Origin of the sequence: Allobosea lathyri (assembly GCF_900108245.1) — a bacterium.
GTDB lineage: Bacteria > Pseudomonadota > Alphaproteobacteria > Rhizobiales > Beijerinckiaceae > Allobosea > Allobosea lathyri.
This window is the reverse complement of the sequence record NZ_FNUY01000003.1, coordinates 463,720-483,157: the sequence shown is the minus strand read 5'-3', so window position 1 is coordinate 483,157 and position 19,438 is coordinate 463,720. Positions and strand designations below refer to the sequence as shown.

The window sequence follows — 19,438 nt, the reverse complement described above, 5'->3', positions numbered from 1 at the left end:
GCTGCCAGCCTGACGCCGCCTCAGCCCTTGTGATCCTTGGCTATGGGCTCGACATAGGCCAGCCCCATATCCCAGGGGAAATAGATCCAGGTGTCCTGGCTCACCTCGGTCACGAAGGTATCGACCGTCGGTACGCCGGCCGGCTTGGCGTAGACAGTCGCGAAATGCGCGTTGGGCAGCATCTCGCGCACGACGCGGGCGGTCTTGCCGGTGTCGGTGAGGTCGTCGACGACCAGCACGCCCTTGCCCTTGCCGTCGCCAATCGCCTTGATCGACGGCGCGACGTCTTTCAGCACCCGAAGTTCGGACTGGTTCTTGTAGTCGTGATAGCTCGCGACGCAGACCGTCTCGATCAGCCGCAGGCCGAGCTCCCGGCAGATGATCGCAGCCGGAACCAGCCCGCCGCGCGTGATGCAGACCATCGCCTCGAACGGGCCCTTCTCGGCCAGCCGCCAGGCCAGCGCACGGGCATCGCGGTGGAACTGGTCCCAGGAAACCGGGAAGGCCTTGTTGGAGGTCGGTTCGGCCATTGCGAGGGCTCCGGGCTGATCGCGGCGCATGCGCGCCCTTCACAGTCCGAAACCTCATCCGCGCGCATCTGGCAAGAGGCCGGCTCACGCCATCCCCAGAAGCAGGGCTGGCGAGAGCCTACAGCATCGGCTTCGTTTGGCGAGCGCCCTGACCTCGGAGGCGACCACCCGCGACCGGCATCGCCGGCGCGCGCGGCTTCCACCGCCGCATTCAGCGCAAGCAGATTGGTCTGGAAGGCGATCTCATCGATCATCGCGATGATCTCGGAGAAGCTTACTCTCCGTCATAAATATCCAGATTGAGCAGCCTAACGACTGTGCAGATCACAGAAATAAAATCATTTACTTAACCTCGCACGCTCCGACTCTATCATCGCCTTCACCGAATTCATTGCCTGGCTCAATTTCTCTGGGTCACGTGAGCGGACGACGACATTCGTGTCCGGGCCCGTTTCGGACCAGAACGGATAGGAGCCGATCGAAACCTCCGGATACGCCTTCGCCACCTCGGCCAGCGCCGTGCCGATATCGCCTTCGCGCAAGCCTGCCCGCACCGTGTCGGACAGAACCTTGACGCCGGTCCTGAGGGTCGGCCCGACGACGTCGAGCATGGCCTGCATGATCGAGGGCACGCCGGCCATCACATAGACGTTGCCGATATTGAAGCCCGGCGCCTTCGACACCGAATTGGCAATCAGCTCGGCCCCGGCCGGAATCCGCGCCATCCGCAGCCGCGCCTCGTTCAGCTGGTCGGCCGGGAAGCGCTCCGACAGCATGGCGATGGCGCGCGGATCATGGTCGATCGAGACACCGAACGCAGCAGCGACCGAATCCGCCGTGATGTCGTCATGCGTCGGGCCGATCCCGCCGGTCGTGAAGACATAGCTATAACGGGCGCGCAACGCGTTCAGTGCAGCGACGATCTCGTCGGTCAGGTCGGGAACGATCCGGACTTCTCGCAGCTCGATGCCGATATTGGTCAGATACTCGGCGATATAGCCGATGTTCTTGTCCTTGGTCCGGCCGGACAGGATCTCGTCGCCGATCACAAGGATGGCCGCCGTGACGAGCGGGCCTGCAGATGTCGTGTCGCTCGTGGTCATGGCAGGTTCCCTCGCTCTGGTCCTAAGAGCTAGGGGTTTGCTTGCGCGGGCTCAAGCGCCCGCCAAAGCACGCCGGTCATGCGCTGCATGCCGCAGGACGCGCCTGAGCGCCTCAGCTTCTCTTGCTCAGCTTCTCTTGCGCTCGAACATGAGATTGAGCCGTGCCTGCGCGATCAGCTTGTAGCCACGCTTCTCCAGCAGCCCGATGAGATCGCTCTGCCAGCGCTGGCGCGAATCCTCCATGACGATGAACTCCGGCCACAGGCTTTCCGGTGCCTCGTTGAGGAAGGGCTCGAGGATCAGATCCTCGGCCCCCTCGACATCGAGCTTGATCGCGTCGAGCCGCTCATAGCCTTCGCTCTGGGCCAGAGCGAGCAGCGTGGTCGCCGGCACCCTGACCGTGTCGCCGGTGCTGGAACTCAGGATGCGGACGCTGGATTCGCCGCGATTCACCGGATCGAGGAACAGCGTCAGCTCGCCCGGCTTGTCGGCAAGCGCGCAGGCCACCGCCTTGATCGTGCCGAACGGATTCTGCGCGATGTTGAACGACAGGCGCGCGAAGATCTCCGGCTGCGGTTCCACTGCAAGGATGCGAGCACCCGGCCCGGCCTTGGCAGCCACAAACAGCGAGTAAGCGCCGATATTGGCGCCGATATCGATGAAGTGAAAGCCCTCGCGCACCCGCGCGGCGAGCATCTCACGTTCCATCGGATCGAAATATTGCGGCGTGAAGAGGACGCGCTTCTCACAGACATTGCCGTCCGGATGGAGGCGCATCCGCGCACCCAGCGCCTCGATGTCGACGGGTTGCCCGCCGAGCGAATGCAGGCCGATGCGACGCAGCGCATACGCCATCTTGCGGCCGAGGAAGCTGTCGGGCGCGCGACGCGTCCAGGCGATGATGCGGGCGATATAGCCTCGCGGCGCGAAGGCGCCGAAGGGCAGCTCCTCCGCCGGTGTCTGTTCGATGATGGCCATTTCGCAGCCTGATACACGCCATGGCGGCCGAACGCCAGCCGCTCGTGACAGGCGACGTGACCCGGCCTGTAGCTCGGCAACGGCAGCGAATTCGGACGAGGGGTCAGAGCCCGGCGTCGGCCTTCATAGCTTCTCACCCAGCAACGCCAGCGCTGTGGAACCGAAAACGCGCATGTTTCCCGCGCGATCGCCGGAAGCTGTCTCGATGGTCAAAACCGCTTCGACGGGCCCCGACACGGCAAAGCAACCATGCCCCGGCGCATCGCCATAGCTGTTCCCTGACGGCCCGGTCGCCCCGGTTTCCGCCAAGCCCCAGGTCGCGCCCAGGCGCTCGCGCACACGCCGGGCGAGCAGCAGCGCATAGGGTTCACTTGCCGGGCGAATTCCCTCCATGTCCGCGAGCGTGATACCGAGCAAAGCGCTCCGCGCCTGCCTGGTGTAGACGACCGCGCCACCCAGAAAGAAGGCCGATGCGCCCGGCTGCGCCAGCAGCGCCGCAGCGATCAGGCCGCCGGCCGACGATTCCGCGACCGCCACGGTCTCACCCCGCGAACGCAGCCGCTCGGCCAACTGTCCTGCAATCGTCAACAAGACCTGCATGAGCTCTCACACCCTTCCTGAAGCGATGCCGTACTGCCGCATTCGCCTTGCGCGATACGCCAAACACAATAGATATGGTCGTCAAGGAGTTGCTCGGCCACAATGACATTCGACGAAACCCTGGGACGATCGCGCATGCGCGATCCGGTCATCAAGCTTCACGGCCCCGAGGCTTTCGCGGCCATGCACAAGGCCGGCCGCCTGACGGCCGAGGGCCTCGACATGCTCGGCGACTACGTCAAGCCCGGCGTGACCACACAGCGGCTCGACGATCTCGCCTTCCAGTTCGCGATGGACAATGGCGCCTATCCAGCGACGCTGTTTTATCGCGGCTACACCAAGTCGATCTGCACCTCGATCAACCATGTCGTCTGCCACGGCATACCCGATGACAAGCCCCTGCGCGAGGGCGACATCATGAACATCGACTACACGCTGATCGTCGATGGCTGGCATGGCGATTCGAGCCGGATGTACGGCGTCGGCGACATCCCCCGCAAGGCCGAGCGGCTGATCGAAATCACCTATGAGAGCCTGCTGCGCGGCATCAAGGTCGTCCGCGCCGGCGCGACGACCGGCGATATCGGCTTTGCGATCCAGCGCTATGCCGAGGCCGAGCGCTGTTCCGTGGTGCGGGACTTCTGCGGCCACGGTGTCGGCCAGCTCTTCCATGACGCGCCCAATATCCTGCATTACGGCAGCCCGGGCGAAGGTCCCGAGCTCAAGCCCGGCATGATCTTCACCATCGAGCCGATGATCAATCTCGGCAAGGCGGGCGTGAAGGTGCTCTCGGACGGCTGGACCGCCGTGACGCGCGACCGCTCGCTGACGGCCCAGTTCGAGCACACAATCGGCGTCACCGAGACGGGTTGCGAGATCTTCACGCTGTCGCCGGCCGGCCGCGACAATCCGCTCAACGCCCGATGACGACCGGCTCCGGCAAGGGGTTGAAGAAGGCCCCGTCGCCTGCAGCCTTTTCCGACGTCGCCACGCCGCATTATCACGGCCACCGCGAACGGCTTCGCGCCCGTTTCCAGGAGGGCGGCGCGGACGCCCTCCCCGATTACGAGCTGCTCGAACTACTGCTGTTCCGCTCGATCCCCCAGCGCGACGTCAAGCCGCTCGCCAAGGAGCTGATCCAGCGCTTCGGCTCCTTCGCCGAGGTGCTGGGAGCACCGGCGCCGCGCCTGACCGAGGTGAAGGGCGTGGGCGAAGGCGTGGCGCTCGATCTCAAGATCGTCGAGGCGTCGCTGCGCCGCATGGCCAAGGGCGCGGTCGCCAAGCGCCCTGTGCTCTCGTCCTGGTCGTCCGTCATCGACTATTGCCGGACAGCGATGGCCTTCGCCGAGCGCGAGCAGTTCCGCATCCTGTTCCTCGACAAGAAGAACGCCGTGATCGCCGATGAGGTGCAGCAGACAGGGACCGTCGACCACACGCCGGTCTACCCGCGCGAAGTGGTGCGGCGCGCGCTGGAGCTCTCCGCCTCGGCCGTCATTCTCGTTCATAACCACCCCACTTGGCCCCCTTCGATCACGGTGGATCACGCTCAATCACATTGAAACACAATGGTTTTTTGGCTTGCGTACTGGGGGCGATATTGGCATATTGGGGGCGGCTAGAGGGGGACCAAAAGGCTCTCCGACCCCGGTTACCGCTCCCGGTTTCTCCTCCACCGATCCCAGTTTCGGGAGGAGGAAATGTCATGCCAAGCCTTACCGATGCCGCCATTCGACAAGCGCTGAAGCGCGTGGAAGTGAGCGGCAAGCAGGAAAACCTCGCCGATGGCGAAGGGCGCGGGACCGGTCGCCTCGTCCTTGTGCTCAAGCCCATGCCTAAGCGCGTGACTGCGGACTGGATGGCGCAGCAGTGGCGCGACAGCAAGCGCATCAAAAAGAAGATCGGCGCCTATCCGTCCATGCCGCTCGCTCAAGCCCGGGAGGTCTATAAGCGCGACTTCGCCGACGTGATCCAGAAGGGTCGCAGCATCAAGATCGCGAATGACACGCGACCTGGCACTGTGGCGGACCTCTTCGAGGGGTATGTCGCGTCGCTAAAGGCCGCCGGCAAGCCGTCGTGGAAGGAAACGGAGAAGGGCCTCAACAAGATCGCCGACACGCTGGGACGAAATCGTCTCGCCCGCGAGATCGAGTCCGAAGAAATCGTCGAACTGATCCGACCGATCTATGAGCGCGGCGCGCGGTCAATGGCGGACCATGTCAGGTGCTATATCCACGCCGCTTTTAGCTGGGGCATGAAGTCGGACAACGATTATCGCAACACTTCGCCTCGCCGGTTCCGCATTCCCTTCAACCCGGCTTCGGGCATCCCGACTGAACCTAAGGTCCAGGGTACGCGCTGGCTCAGCGACGACGAATTCGTGCGGCTCTATCGTTGGCTCGAATGCCCCGACACGCCTGTCACCCCTTCCTATCTGCGTGCCGTGCAGCTCATCATGCTAACCGGCCAGCGGGTGGAGGAGATCGCGCGCTTCCACATCGATCAATGGGATGCGGCCGAACGAATCATCGACTGGTCCAAGACCAAGAACCTTCAGCCCCATGCCGTCCCAGTGCCGTCGCTCGCCGCCGACCTGATCGAGTCGATCAAGCCCAACGAGTTCGGCTGGTTCTTCCCTTCGGCGAAAGACCCCGCCAAGCCGGTGAGCCACGGTACGCTCTATAGCTTCGTCTGGCGCCAGCGCGACCGCGGCGTAATCCCCTACGCGACAAACCGGGATCTCCGGCGCACCTTCAAAACCCTCGCCGGCAAGGCCGGGATCTCGAAAGAGATCCGCGACCGTCTCCAGAACCACGCACTTCAGGACGTCAGCTCGAAAAACTATGACCGCTGGAATTACATGCCCGAGAAGCGGGCCGGCATGGCGAAGTGGGATAAATACGTGCGCGCGCTGCTGGCCAAGAAGAAGGACGGCGGTGCGCTGAAGCAGGCCGCGTGAGCTGGCGCAGCGTCTTGATCATCGCCGCCCTCATGGCCGCCGGCTTCGCCGCGCCGGCAGACGCTGATCCCTGCGAATCTCTCCTCCCTTCCCATGAGGGCATCGTATTCAGCGGCGCCGTTCGATACGTCGGCGATGGCGACAGCCTTTGCGTCGGTCGAACCGGAAATCCCGCTGAATGGATCGAGGTTCGACTTGCCGATTTCAATGCCCCCGAGCTGAATGAGCCCGGCGGATCGGCGGGGAAGAAGGCGCTAGAGCGGCTGGTTCTCGGCCGGCCCGTTACCTGCACGACCGAGCGGGGCCGGAGCGGACGCGTCATATCGTTCGATCGGGTCATCGCACGCTGCCGGACCGGTCAGACAAACCTCGGCGACCTTCTTCGTGCTGCAGGAATCTCGGAGGGCGGGCATTGAAGCGCCGTGCTTCCCATTGACCTAACATAGCTTGGAGGCTATATGACTTGGGAAGTCAGATTGCATTCGGCCTTTGAGGACGAGGTTCTGGCCTTAGAGCGTGACGTCCGTGTCGCAATGTTCGCCGCTGCCAAGCTGCTTGCCGATTTCGGCCCGCAGCTTGGCAGGCCTCACGCCGACACGCTCAAGGGGTCCAGACACGCCAATATGAAGGAGCTGCGCTTCGAGGCGGCCGATGGCGAATGGCGAGCGGCCTTCGCCTTCGACCCGGAGAGAAACGCGATCGTGCTCGTGGCCGGCGACAAGTCGGGTGGAAGCCAGAAGCGCTTCTACAAGAGCCTAGTCGCAAAAGCGGATTTACGGTTTTCCGACCATCTGGAAAGCCTGAAATCCGCAAAGAAGGGAAAGTGAGATGGGCAGGACCATCGACGAAATCATTGCCGAACTACCCGCGGAGGAGCAGGCGGCGATCGAGGCCCGCTACCAGGTACTGAAGGAGGAAGTCGAGGGCTTGCGCGAGCTGCGCCTGATCGCCGGCAAGGCTCAGGCCGACATCGCGACCGCGCTCAATATTAAGCAGCCGTCCGTTTCAAAGATCGAGAGCCAGGCGGACATGTACCTCTCCACACTCCGCAGCTACATTGAGGCGATTGGTGGACAGCTGGAACTGATCGTAAAGCTCCCGGCCCGCCCGGCCTTCACACTCCATCATCTTGGCGACACAGCGGCCGACTATGTGCCCCGGGTGCCCCCAGTGGCGCGGCGGCGCAGGACGCCTAACGGCCAATGACCGAGGCGCATGCTGCGCGACGGCTTCAATCAGGGCGCGGCGCGCACCTTGCTCGAAGAGGTCTCCCGATGGGTTCCCGACCTTGACGGCAACCTCGTCCGAGATTTCCTAACCAGCGGCTACAGCGCACGCGTTTGGGAACTCTATTTGTAGGCCGCGCGCTCCGGGCGCTGAACTTCGACATGGACTACACGCATTCAATCCCTGGCTGCTGCGTCAGGAAGCAGAGGGATCAACGGTGGGGGAGATACAGCTCGCCGATGACGAAGGATACGGCCACCAGAAGCTCAAATTGGAACAGGGCGGGTTTCTCGGGCCAGTCACCTGGCTTTACGCTTCGCGCTACCTCATAACCGGCAGGGTCAAACCAGACAATCGCGTCCACCTCCGCAAGCGGTAATACGACCAGTCGCTGCTGCCGATACGCATCGGCGGGACGAACGCATTCCACTTCGATCGCTATCGTTGCGGTGCCTATACGCGCTGCGCGCGCCGGCTGCCTCTCTTCTACCCATGCACGGATCGTGCGGGGGTCGAGAAGTGAGTTCGCATCTTCACCCGCCGGACGGCCTTCGTAATAGGCTTTCGCATCCAACTCGGCCTGTGGCCGATCAACTGCATCGCCGCGGGCGAGCAGAAAGGCCGCCACAGGGTCAAGGGTGCCCCAACTGATAAGCTCTTTCAACCAGAAGCCAATCCATGGCAAACCGCTCAGGGGCCAATCGGCGATTTCCAGCGCGCGAATGGGCTGTCCGTCATCAGTGGTATCCAGCAGCAGGCCGATGACGCTGCCGAGCCCCCAAGTTCCGCGATAGATGAAGTTGTTCGCCACAAAGGCGTACCAGTTCGTGACCTCGTTCGGGCGAGGTTGTCGCGCCAGCGTCGATTTAGCCAGCCACCAACGAAGCAACATCGGCCAGTCATCGAAACTCTTCTTCCGACCGAGTTTCGTTTCTATCGCAAACACCGGAATTTCAGATAGAAATGCCAACACGTCGCGGATAAAGGTGAACTGCTCTTCGGCGGGCCACTTCACATAATCGCGCCCCTCCGAAAGCTTCACGCGGATCGCCTCCGCGCGATCCAGCAACAGCTTCGCAGATCGGGGTGTCAGGCTCGTCTTATATAAACGCCGGCGCTGGTCGGCATCGGGATACTGGGCCTTGATCGCCCTGCCACGCGCCAGCCAGATCGTCGCCAGATGCGCCTCACCATGCGAAGCCGCATGCGCATAGGTTCGTCGCCAAATCTTCGCCAACTCTGCCTCAAGCTGGGCAGGGTCGAGTTCGATATCCTTGAGTTCCTCGACCTCCTGGATCGCCGCGATCAGGAATGCGTCCAATGAATCAAGATAATCATGGCTGGCTGGCGGGTATGAAGCCTGCTCCGTGACGGCCGTTTGCTCAAGCCAAGCGATGAATTCGGCCTCGGTTCCCCCTCCTACCACCGCTTTCCATGCGCGCTCCAATTCGCGCAGCAGGTGGCCAAGCGGGCTCGATGCCTGATCGTCCGGAATCAGATCGCCCACGGCCGCGGTCGCAGCCTCAAGTCGGGTCACCAGGCTTTCGTATCCGTTCCACTGCCGGTTATAGGTTGGTACGATCCGCCCGAACCGCGTCTCGTAGGTGCGTTCCGGCAGGACCACGAGCGCACTGCCTTCTGTTGCGACACCTGGGCGTCCCGCGCGTCCGATCAGATTGCTGAACTCCTGCAGCGGCAACTCGGCATTACTTCTGAAGACGCTTGGGATCAGCAGGAAATTGACCGGAATGTTGACCCCTTCCGAAAGCGTCGAAGTAGCGATGATGACTCGGACATAGCCACGATCAATAACGGTCTTCAGGCGTCGGGCGAGGAGGCCCGGCATTTTGCCGTGATGCACCACGATGCCGCGTGCTAGCAGCCGATACTCGACAGAATCCTCTGTAAAATAGTCGATGGCTGTCGCCAGGCAGCGCGCCCAAATCTCGTTGCCCTCCTCAATCGACCAATAATCAGGAAGTGCGATATCCTGCCATTTGTCCAAGAGGTCGGCGCACGTCGCGGCAAAGGTGTCGATATTCTGTGTGAGCGAAATCAGGACCGAAGGCGTTGAGCCGTCCGGCCGTTTTGCCGCCAGGTTGAGCGCGGCCCATAGCGTCGGCGCGCGCATCCGAACCTCGGGTCCATCTTCCGGATTGATACCCCCCGGAACAGCGGGGAATGGATCGGGTACGAACGGCGAGTCATCTCGCCGCTCGTCGTCAAACTTCAGCGAGTGCCCATCCATCAGGCTGTAACGGATCGCGAACTGGCCGGTTGGGCGTACTTCGAGACGGCCGAGCATCTGCCGTGTACTGCGATAGGACGAACTTGTGGGTATCGCGTCGGGCGCATCGGAGACCCAACGGGCCAACGCTGGCGCTGCCCGTGCCGCGACCGCAGACAGCGCGACAATACGGAAGTCGTGCTCTTCCCGTGCGCGCATCAGGCGTGTGCCGAGCTGCTCGAGCCGGAAGGCGCGCGATGTCCCGTCACCCAGTCCGGTCAGCCGGGCTTCGTCCTGCTCCACCATATGGGCTTCATCAATGATGACCGTGCGAACCCGGCTGAGGAACAGAACGCCCAGATAACGCAGGAGCGCATCGGCCTTCTCGAACGTGCAGATCACCACAGTCGGCTGATCGGTTTGAATCCAGGCGTCGGTCGGCCCCCAATCGACGCCTCCATACAGGCCCGTGACGACAACCGGGGCCGCTGCGATCCCACGAAGATCCTCGGCGAGACGGCCCTCCACCTCCGCCGCGAGCGCGCGGGACGGCACGAGGTAGAGCACAAGATTGCCGGCAGCGCCTCCGGCCGGGGGATCAGCGAACAGACCCTGGACCGCACCAAGGGTAGCGACCGTGGTTTTCCCTGAGCCAGTTGGCGTACACAGCACGAACGAGCTGTTGTCGCGCAGCTTCGCGATGCCAGCCGCCTGCGCCGGCCAGACAAGCGCCCGTTTGTTGGCAAACGCCGAGCGCGCAAACTGAGTGAGAGCGTCGCCGGCTGGGCCGCTGGACGTGAGGCGGAGTTTATCGATCTGCGGCCAAAGGCAGGTTTCGATAAAACGCCGCGCGCTGGCAGCCGTCAGCCGCGCCAGTAGATAGGAATAGGGATCACGGCTATGCAGGAATCCTAAAGCGAGGGCTTCCAGCTTGACCACCGCGCGCTCGACGGGGGCATCCCCGCCCGTTCTAAGAAACGCGCAGATCGTCCCGACGCACATGACGGTATGCTGGACGGCAGCGACTTCGAGGTCATTGGGATCGATGCGACCATCGGTCCGCAGCCCGCGATAGTTGCTCCAGAACGTCTGCGCCGCTTGGAAAGCAGCCGGGAAGTCCGCCCGAAGGAACTGGCGGAGAAGCTCCGAAAGCGGCTCCCCCTCCGGTAGCCGTCGTAAAAGTCCCAGCGCCATCGCCGGATAATCGGCCAACTGATAGGCTGCGGCAGCCAACAGATGCAGTGGGGCACCCGGCGGCTTTAGCTGCGATTGCGAAAGCCATTCGATGATCTCTGCCGCGCGCTTAATCGAGGTGCGCCACGGCGAGGTAATGTCGGCGCTTCGCTCCAACCAGCCACTTTCCAGCAGCAACATCGCTTCTTCGAGATAACCGGCGATGTCTCCCGCACCGAAACTCGCCAAACCATCACGGCCCATGTCGCGGCGTAGCCGCTGACTGTAGAGTTTGGCTTGGCGTGCCGTTAGGGCTTGGCCTGCCAAATTCTCCCGAATTTCGCGGGCGATGGCGATAGTAGCTGCGTTCGCCATCTCAAGCACCCCGATACAATATGTCGACTACGGCATCTAAATTCTCGAACTGAAACTCCATCGCTTCAAGGTTGCGCTGTATCGTATAGGCCGGGTGAGGCGCTTCGGGAGGAAGCCAGGCGATCCGGTCAGCGGGCTGTTTGGGAGAATGACCGACAGCATAAGCGAGCCCATCGTGGCGAGCTGCCGTGCGGAAACCGTCCCTGTAGAATTGAAGCAGCGCCTGTTGCCATGCTTCAGCTTCGGGCGTGTCGTATTCCGTTAGGAGATTGATCAGTTCGCGCACGCCGCTGGGTCGGTTCCCGCCGACCATAAGCTTTTCGTGGGCGTCTTTCATGATGCCGGTATTGCTGACCGTGAGGCATTTAGCTTCGAGCGTCAAAATGTCGGTGATCACGCCATTGGCGTCCACTCGGAACGCCAGTCCATCATCGCCTGTTCGACCTGGCCGCTTCTCTTTTTCGGCATCTGGATCGTGCGCTTCACCCGCCAGAAGGCGTTCGTTGATCAGGTCCAGATGCTGGAATTCCTGATCGTGAAAGCGGAAGAGGAGCGCTGGAACCATCCAATCGGCGTGTCCGATCGCTCCGAAGTGCTCCACCGCGAGCACGCCAAGCGTTTCCCCAAGATACCCTTGAAGCGATATGCGATTGAGCATCGCAGGATAATGTGCGGCAGGGTCATGCGCCGGATCATTGAAGGGCGACAGATCGTCCTGGAAGCCCGATCGTATCCGACGCCGGGCATCGTCCAACGCTTCCTGAACATAGGCGATCAGTTCATCACGCAATGGGCCAAGGGCACCGTGAACTTCTCGCCAAACCCGTAGCCGGTAGCGTTGATGCGTATGGGAAATGCCTTGATCGACCAACCAGGAATTGAGAGGAACAGGCGTCAGACGACGAAACCGAATCACGTTCTTAAGTTTCCCCCTCCATATTTCCCAAGCTGACCCTTAGCACTGAAGCGCAATCGGCAAGCTGACTTTCCGCGAGACTGAGCGACTTAAATTCAACAGGATAGCGCCTCCCTGCGGGATCGCCGTTCTATCTCCGCGTGCCGCTCCGACCTAACCCTCCGCATTCCGGCTAACGTTGGAAGACCGGCGCCCTCCATCTATGATCACGCCTATGCCTCAGCAGGCTGGCCGGGCAGTGTGACGACATTCGCCGCGCCGAACCAACTCGTCAGCTTGGCCATAGCGTTTGCGGTCAAGAGCTGAGTGAAGAGCAGCGCCAGGCGGGCCTTGGGCCGGGAACAAGCGACGTAGAAAAGGTTTCGATTATTCTCGAAAAATTCCAGCTTGTCGGCCGGCGGACCGGCGTCGATCCATTCGAGCATCTGAACAAAATTATACTTGTTCCAGCCCCTGCCGACGATCACGAGCACATTTTCAAACTCGGCGCCCTTCACACCATGCTTGGTTGCAAATGGCGTATGGCCATCAATGAAGCGGTCGAGCGCTATAACCTCCAAGTACGGGACAGCCCGCAGCTTGCGTAGCTGAGTGACACGCCGCGATTCTCCCTCGACGAGCTCAGGCCCCGTTTCCACTAGCCTTCTCTCGCGTTCCTCCACCGCTTCGGGAAGCCGCATGTGCGGCTGCGCAGCGATGAAATCGATCACCTCGCCGATCGATCCGGCGAGCCGTAGCGCGATCAACGCCGCCATCGCATCAGCCCATGCGACCTTGTCCAGGTGCTTGCGAATGCGCGGCATGCCTGTGCCGAAGCACTCGAACATATCGCCGTAACGCTGCGCTTCGAACGCCGCGCAGGCCGGTTCGAGTTGGTCGGTCAGGAACTTGATATGAGGATCATCTTTCTTCAGCCAAGGGTCGTTGAACTGACCGTAGATCGGCGGGATACTCGCGTAACCTTGTTCGCGAGCCAGCACGCTGTGGCTGAGCATGAGTATCTTGGTCTTCCCGACTGCGAAATCCCAGCCTTCGCCGCCGAGCCGTTCCTTGATGTGACTGAAATATGCTCTGGCCGCATCGGCACTGGTGTCGCCGGTCCAATGGCCGCCGCCCTGTCCAGTACGCCTCACGCCCGGCCAGGCATTGGTGTGGAAGACGCGCGCTTCGCCAGGCGCGTCAGGGTCGCTCACCATCTGCGGCAGATCGGGGCGCATACGGTTTAGCATCTGCACGATCGGGTCCGCCGATCGGAAGTTTGCGTTCTTCTCGATCACCGCAAGCGCGGCGTGCTCCACCGAGCCGCACCCATCGCCATAGATCTTCTGCCAATGGTCGCCGAAAAGCCCGATTAATGGCCCTTCGCCGCGATCGAGAAACCAGGCCTTAAGCGCATCGACAAACGATGCGTCGGTGTCCTGATATTCGTCAATCAGCAGCACCGGATAGCGCGCGGTCAACACCGCGCGAAACTTGGGAAGCGCCATGGCCTGAATCATCAACGCCAGCACATCCTCGTGCCGGATCGTGATCTGCTCTTCCCCGACACTCGGATAGCCAAGCTCATAATGCACCCGCCGAGCACCAATGCCGCCAGCCGGCTCCAGCCTCTCGGCCCAACCGGGCAACTCGGGCACGAGCTTACGCAGCGTCGTCTGGAAATCCTGCAGGATCGACCAGCAAAAGCCATGGACGGTCTCAGGCCGGACCGCCGGATGAGCTTCGACACGCGAGATTATCTCGTCCTTGGCGACGTTAGTGTATGTGATGCAGCCAACCTGCTGGCGCTGGCGCAGTAGCTCTTTGCCGCGCCGGTCGATGAGGCGGCGAAGCGCCTTGTCGAGCGAATAGGTTTTACCCGCTCCGGCGCCCGCTTCCAGACGAAAGCTTCTCCCTTCGTCGAGGCATGCGAACATCCGTTCAAGCGCGACGCGGCCGGCGGCGTCTGCGGGACTTTCGGCGCCATCAGCCATTTTCGCCAACCTCAGCGACATTCACGGCGACACCGGCCACTCGCGCAACGATCTCGACAGCGACAGCGGGCGGCGGCTCCAAAGGCGCGGGGTTGCCCTGGGCCAACCAGCGCAAGCCATCCGAAATGTAGCGGGGCACATTCCAGTCCGTGTGTTCGATCGCGTGTTCCAATGCGAACGTCGACTTTTTCTGCTCGGCCGCGTGCTCATAGGCGAGTGCGGCGGCTTCCCCATCGCCAAGTGGGAAGCGCTCGGGATTTGCGAGAATGAACGCATCTTCAAAGCTACGCGCGCACGGCCCGCCATCTGCCTCCGGGATCTGATAGGCAAGGCGGCGACTGCCAGTCATCTTGTCAGGCGACGTCTTCGCCAACAATGCAGCCGGCGACACTGCATTTCCGAACCAGGCCTTGATGCAACCGTTGCTGGTGAACTGACCGTCGGCGACAGGAACCGCCACGTGCTTCCCTTTGTCATTGGGCTTCACGGCGTCGATGTCGGTGATGATCAGCGCGCGCAACTCAAGGAAGGCGAGAAGATCAAAAAACCGGTGCGCGTAGGCGCCACCGACCTCCATCACCGTCAGATATTGGCTACCGAGCTTTGGCTCGCCAGCGGCCGCAGCATCAGTCTTCCGGATCATCGCGGGGAGCAAGAGCCGCTCCGCCGTGCCTTCGATGAGCACGGCCTTGTCAGCGAAGAATAGGTCACATCGAGTCAGGGTTAGATATTGGTGCAAGAATTCACGGTCGGGGGCCGGCGCATCGCCCATTCCCTGCCGCAGGTCCTTGATGACCGACCGACGTAAGCCCTCGCCGTCCGTCACAGACAGGAAATACCGCATGGACTCAAAGCGCGCTTCATTCGCCATGTGCGGAGAATGCGTGGTCACGACGAACTGCACCGGCCAAGGACGGTTCTCGTTGAGCTGCGTGACGAACGCGCTCGTGATCTGGTCGAGCTGACGAATGAAGACCTCTTGCATCTGCGGATGCAGATGGGCCTCCGGCTCCTCAATGAAGACCAAATGCACGCCGGCCGCCGCCGGGCTTGCCTGATATTCACGAAAGAAGCGTAGCAGCTGAAGCAGCATGTAGACGAGGTTGCGTACGCCGAGCCCATTGTAAGTCTCGGGCAAAGTGACGCCGTTCACGCCAACATAGCGGACCTTGGTATGGTCGTTCAGGAGCTTGTCGACATCGAAGCTCGTTTCGGTGACGAGCCCGGGGTCGGCCAAGCCTGGATAACCGAACAGATCGAACGTGGGCAGCAAGGAGGTAAGCTTCGCATTGAAGCCGACATGCAGATCTCCCTGGATCTGTTCCACCGCCGCCTTCAGCTGCTCGGCCGTCGTTCGCTTTTCCGGGTCGAGCGGATCGGTCAACGCCGACTGAAACAGCACTTCAACGACCTTGCCGAGCACATCGCGTTCGCGATGGGTGTCGTCATCCAGTCCGCGCTGCGCGTTGATGAAGCCCCCGTGGACCAGGGCGGTGAGCGTCTTCGGTTCCAGGGCCTTGCGATTGGTCGGGTCGTTGGGATCGACCGCCTCGAGCGACGACGCATAAGCCGCCGGCAACCGGCTACCGAGTGCGCGAAACAGGGCGATGCGGTCGGCAGCCACGTCCTCTCCTGGCGCGACGATGCCAGCGAACAGCGTCTCGGCTGCCGTCGCTCGTGGACCAAAGGTGAGAACCAGCCGCGCTTCTGAACAGTCTGGATTGAGATCGATGATGCAGTCACTGAGCGGCCCAAGATCCGGCGCATCGACATCATAGGCAATGTCGAGCGTAATCGTGATCGACGGGAGGTGTCCGCGGACATCGGAGGACTCGGCGCCGGCCCGGAAAGCATCGAATGCGGTCCAAAAGCACTCATGACAGCCGAGGGAGAAATCCTCCAGCTTGAACGCCAAGCTCCGTTCGGAAAGGAGCCGGCGGAACAGCTCGGCGATCGAGGTCTTGCCGCTGTTGTTGCGGCCGACGATGACCGTTGTCCGTTCCTCTAGTCCTATCGCAACCTTTCGCAGGAGCCGGAAATTTTCGATCTCCACATGCTTGATTCGCATTCGTTTCCGCCCCTCATCCTGCCTATGCGCATTTTCTCGACTATTTCGGCTCTAACAACTTTATTCTGGTTCGGCGTGTCTCGAAATTATTCATTCGATTCTTTGCGCTTGCTCCACAACGCCCGCGCACGGCGCGTGGGGCTTCATCGGTTTGCCGAGAGGGGAAAGCCTTCCCCTGCGGCCGAGCCAGGGTCTCGGCCGACCCCTTCTGCGGGGACACCCCGCAACGCCCCGCTTAACGGCGATCAGGATACACGGCCCTTCAGGCCCCAAGCTCGGTAGATCCTGATCCGGTTTCTCGCCTGGCTCCCGCTGGCGCTCACGCCATGCCGGTTTCGCTAAGGGCTCCGCCCTCGCGCCGGCAAGGGTGAAGCGCCGGCGAGCCGGCGCCGTCCGGGGCGGTCTCCCCGACCTTCCGCGCGGATGCGTCTTCCAGCACCTCCGCAAATACGGAAATCCGCTTGTGCAGGCCGGGTGATCCCCCTCCGCCCCGGCCGCCCTTGCCCTTGCTACCCCGGTCTCGCCGACGGGCAGGGTTGCAGCGCAGCGCTGCGCTTCAACCCAAGCCCATTAGGAGCAAAGACCATGACGACCGCTGTAATCGAAACCACAGCCACGCCCGCCGCCGAGAACGGCACGGAGATTTTCATCCCGCTCAACAAGCTCAAGAAGTCGGACCGCAACGCCCGGAAGACCCCGCACAGCGAGGCGTCTATCGAAGCCAAGGCGGCAAGCATCCACGCCAAGGGTATCCTGCAAAATCTGGTGGTTGAGCCGGAGCTTGACGCCGAGGGCGCGGCCACCGGCTTCTATTTCGTCACCATCGGCGAAGGCCGGAGGCTGGCGCAGTTGCTGCGCGTGAAGCGCAAGCAGATCAAGAAGACCGAGCCGATCCGCTGCGTCATCGACACACAGAACGACCCGGCCGAAATCAGCCTGGACGAGAACGTCACCCGCGAAGACCTTCACCCCGCCGACCAGTTCGAGCGCTTCCGTGAGCTTGCGGAAAATCGCGGATGGGGAGCCGAGGAAATCGCGGCCCGCTTCGGCGTCACCGCCCATGTGGTGCGGCAGCGCCTTCGCTTGGGAGCCGTCAGCCCTGTGCTGATGCAGGTCTATCGCGATGGCGGGTTGACGCTGGACCAGTTGATGGCCTTCGCCATCGTGGAGGACCACGCCCGGCAGGAGCAGGTTTACGAGAACCTTTCCTATAACCGCGATCCCTCCGTCATCCGCCGCGACCTCACCCGGTCGCATATCGCGGCGACGGATCGGCGCGCGGTCTTCGTCGGCGCGGAAGCCTACACCGAGGCAGGCGGCGTGATCCTGCGCGACCTCTTCACCGAGGATCTGGGCGGCTTCTATGAGAATGTCGCGCTGCTGGACCGGCTCGTCAGCGAGAAGCTGGAGGGGGTCGCTGCGGAGGTTCAAGCGGAAGGCTGGAAATGGGGGAGCGCCCATATCGACTATCCTCACGCCCACGGACTGCGCCGGAATTATCCGCAGCCGGTAGAGTTGTCGGCAGAGGATGAGGCCGCGCGGGAAGCCGCGCAGGCGGAATATGACGCCCTGACTGAGCAGTACGACAGCGCCGAGGAACTGCCCGATGACGTGGATCAACGGTTCGGGGAGTTGGAAGCCGAGATCGAGCGCATCGACGCGCTGCGTCATGCCTACGATCCTGACGACATCGCGCGCGGCGGCGTGTTCGTGGTGCTGAACCATGACGGGACGGCGCGGATCGAACGCGGCTTCATCCGGGCCGAGGACGAGAAGCCAGAGCCGAAAGCGGAGACGGAGGCCGATGCGGACGGCGAAGGCTACACCGTCACGGAGGACGGCGAGATCGTTGAGGACACCGACGAGGACGGGGGTTCGGCCTTGGAGACGGAGGAGGACGCCGACGACGGCAAGCCGCTGTCGGACCTCCTTATTCGCGATCTGACCGCCCATCGCACCCTTGGCCTGCGTCTCGCCCTTGCCGAACAGCCGGACATGGCGTTGATCGCCGTTACCCATGCGTTGGCGGCGCAGACCTTCTACCGGGCACAGGAAGCCCATTGCCTCGATATCCGCCCGACCAGTGCGCATCTTGGTGGACACGCGGACGGCATCGAGGACACGGCGGCGGCGAAGCTGCTGGCCGACCGCCATGAGGGATGGGCGATGGACATGCCGCGCGACGTGGCGGACCTGTGGGGCTTCATCGCCTCGCTGGACCATGCCAGCGTCATGGCGTTGTTCGCCCATTGCGCCTCGCTCACGGTCAATGCCGTGAAGCAGCCTTGGGAGCGCAAGCCCCGCGCCCATGAGACGGCGGACAAGCTGGCGACGGCGGTTGTCCTCGACATGACGGCGCATTGGAAGCCCACGGTGCGGACCTATCTCGGTCGCGTCACCAAGGCGCACATCCTCGCCGCCGTGCGCGAGGCCGTCAGCGATGAAGCGGCGGAACGCCCGTCCGGGATGAAGAAGCAGGCGATGGCGGAAGCCGCCGAGCAGCTTCTGGCCGGAACCGGCTGGCTTCCCGTCCTGATGCGAACGCCGGAACCCGCAGGGCTGGCAGCCGAGCAGTCTGGGGCGCGGGAGACCGTCGAGGCAGAGGATGCTCCGAAGGCGGAAGACGGCAACAGCTATTCCATCGCCGCCGAGTGAGAGGTTGAGCCGGGACCGTATCAACGGTCCCGGCTTCTCCGCCAATGTGAGAGGAAAATTCCGGCCGCGCCTCACGCGCGGCCGGATGACCTCGACCGTCCGACCGGAAGACATGACGTTCCGGCTCGACAGATTGGACATGCGTGGCACGATGACGACGCTGGAAATGGGCAATGCTGGACCGAATGAGAGGCGGTCGAAGCTTGTAAAGGAGAACGGCCATGGTCGCCGTGATGTTGATGAGCGTGGTGCTGATCGGAGTCCTGTGCTTCGTCGCCTATACGCTCGCCACCTATGCGCTTCCCTTCATGTTGGGGCTCGCCGCCGCGCGCTTCGCCTATGACACCGGCTCCGGTCTGATCGGTGCGGGCCTCGTCGGCCTCGCCGCTGGCGCGGTCGCCTTCGGCCTGCTGGTGTTCCTGTTCGCCTCGCTAAGGCCACCGATCCTGCGCCTCGTCGTGGCGTTGGTCTTCGCCGTGCCCGCCGCCATGGCCGGCTATGCGCTGGTCCATGGCGTCACCAATGAGTCCGTCCCGTCCGACATCTGGCGGCAAATTCTCTGCCTCATCGGTGCTATGTTCGTCGGTATCTCGGCGCTGATGCGGCTGGCCGCGCCGTTGGATGCACGGCACGGCCAAGGTGGCGTCGCGTAGCGAC

The 19,438-nt window shown here is 62.6% G+C and carries 17 protein-coding genes and 1 pseudogene; 9 read left to right on the top strand and 9 right to left on the bottom strand.

Features of this window, described 5'->3' with window-relative positions; translation table 11 throughout:
* Positions 1–20: 20 nt before the first annotated feature.
* From gpt to C4S73_RS09805, 5 genes and pseudogenes are all read right to left on the bottom strand, one after another.
* On the bottom strand, positions 21–530 hold the full coding sequence (gene gpt, locus C4S73_RS09825; protein WP_103872279.1) for a xanthine phosphoribosyltransferase: 510 nt from the start codon (positions 528–530) through the stop codon (positions 21–23).
* 129 nt (positions 531–659) lie between these two features.
* Positions 660–799, bottom strand: a pseudogene (locus C4S73_RS09820) (methyl-accepting chemotaxis protein); the annotation flags it as partial.
* Positions 800–868: 69 nt separating this feature from the next.
* Entirely contained in the window at positions 869–1,633 is a 765-nt protein-coding gene (locus tag C4S73_RS09815; RefSeq protein WP_103872278.1) for a competence/damage-inducible protein A, read from the bottom strand.
* Positions 1,634–1,759: 126 nt separating this feature from the next.
* The gene (locus C4S73_RS09810; protein ID WP_103872277.1) at positions 1,760–2,611 is read right to left on the bottom strand and encodes an FkbM family methyltransferase; all 852 of its coding nucleotides are present in this window, start codon (positions 2,609–2,611) and stop codon (positions 1,760–1,762) included.
* 123 nt (positions 2,612–2,734) lie between these two features.
* A complete protein-coding gene (locus tag C4S73_RS09805) occupies positions 2,735–3,211 on the bottom strand; it encodes a CinA family protein (RefSeq protein ID WP_103872276.1) in 477 nt (158 codons plus the stop codon).
* A 102-nt stretch (positions 3,212–3,313) separates the two neighbouring features.
* On the opposite strand from C4S73_RS09805, the gene map reads away from it, so the two are divergent.
* From map to C4S73_RS28180, 7 genes are all read left to right on the top strand, one after another.
* The gene (map, locus tag C4S73_RS09800; protein ID WP_103872275.1) at positions 3,314–4,138 is read left to right on the top strand and encodes a type I methionyl aminopeptidase; all 825 of its coding nucleotides are present in this window, start codon (positions 3,314–3,316) and stop codon (positions 4,136–4,138) included.
* Positions 4,135–4,770, top strand: coding sequence for a JAB domain-containing protein (locus C4S73_RS09795; RefSeq protein WP_103872274.1), 636 nt, complete (start codon positions 4,135–4,137; stop codon positions 4,768–4,770). The genes map and C4S73_RS09795 overlap by 4 nt, the downstream gene beginning before the upstream one ends.
* 143 nt (positions 4,771–4,913) lie before the next feature.
* Entirely contained in the window at positions 4,914–6,167 is a 1,254-nt protein-coding gene (locus tag C4S73_RS09790) for a tyrosine-type recombinase/integrase (RefSeq protein ID WP_103872273.1), read from the top strand.
* Positions 6,168–6,181: 14 nt separating this feature from the next.
* Positions 6,182–6,583, top strand: a complete 402-nt coding sequence (locus tag C4S73_RS09785; protein ID WP_244595524.1) for a thermonuclease family protein — start codon at positions 6,182–6,184, stop codon at positions 6,581–6,583.
* A 42-nt stretch (positions 6,584–6,625) separates the two neighbouring features.
* Positions 6,626–6,994: a type II toxin-antitoxin system RelE/ParE family toxin gene (locus C4S73_RS09780; RefSeq protein WP_103872272.1), complete on the top strand. Its 369-nt coding sequence runs from the start codon at positions 6,626–6,628 to the stop codon at positions 6,992–6,994.
* 1 nt (position 6,995) lies between these two features.
* Positions 6,996–7,373, top strand: a complete 378-nt coding sequence (locus tag C4S73_RS09775) for an XRE family transcriptional regulator (RefSeq protein WP_103872271.1) — start codon at positions 6,996–6,998, stop codon at positions 7,371–7,373.
* A 9-nt stretch (positions 7,374–7,382) separates the two neighbouring features.
* Entirely contained in the window at positions 7,383–7,526 is a 144-nt protein-coding gene (locus C4S73_RS28180; RefSeq protein ID WP_160115711.1) for a hypothetical protein, read from the top strand.
* Positions 7,527–7,605: 79 nt separating this feature from the next.
* On the opposite strand, the gene C4S73_RS09770 is transcribed toward C4S73_RS28180, so the two are convergent.
* From C4S73_RS09770 to C4S73_RS09755, 4 genes are all read right to left on the bottom strand, one after another.
* A complete protein-coding gene (locus C4S73_RS09770; RefSeq protein ID WP_103872453.1) occupies positions 7,606–11,169 on the bottom strand; it encodes a DEAD/DEAH box helicase in 3,564 nt (1,187 codons plus the stop codon).
* A gap of 1 nt (position 11,170) precedes the next feature.
* Complete coding sequence (locus C4S73_RS09765; RefSeq protein WP_244595523.1) at positions 11,171–11,959, bottom strand: hypothetical protein; 789 nt, start codon at positions 11,957–11,959, stop codon at positions 11,171–11,173.
* A gap of 338 nt (positions 11,960–12,297) precedes the next feature.
* On the bottom strand, positions 12,298–14,058 hold the full coding sequence (locus C4S73_RS09760; RefSeq protein WP_103872269.1) for a UvrD-helicase domain-containing protein: 1,761 nt from the start codon (positions 14,056–14,058) through the stop codon (positions 12,298–12,300).
* Complete coding sequence (locus C4S73_RS09755) at positions 14,051–16,126, bottom strand: ATP-dependent nuclease (protein WP_103872268.1); 2,076 nt, start codon at positions 16,124–16,126, stop codon at positions 14,051–14,053. Before C4S73_RS09755 ends, C4S73_RS09760 begins: the two co-directional genes overlap by 8 nt.
* Before the next feature lie 585 nt (positions 16,127–16,711).
* On the opposite strand from C4S73_RS09755, the gene C4S73_RS09750 reads away from it, so the two are divergent.
* Positions 16,712–18,781, top strand: a complete 2,070-nt coding sequence (locus C4S73_RS09750) for a ParB/RepB/Spo0J family partition protein (RefSeq protein WP_103872267.1) — start codon at positions 16,712–16,714, stop codon at positions 18,779–18,781.
* A gap of 221 nt (positions 18,782–19,002) precedes the next feature.
* Positions 19,003–19,434, top strand: coding sequence for a hypothetical protein (locus C4S73_RS09745; protein ID WP_103872266.1), 432 nt, complete (start codon positions 19,003–19,005; stop codon positions 19,432–19,434).
* Positions 19,435–19,438: the final 4 nt, after the last annotated feature.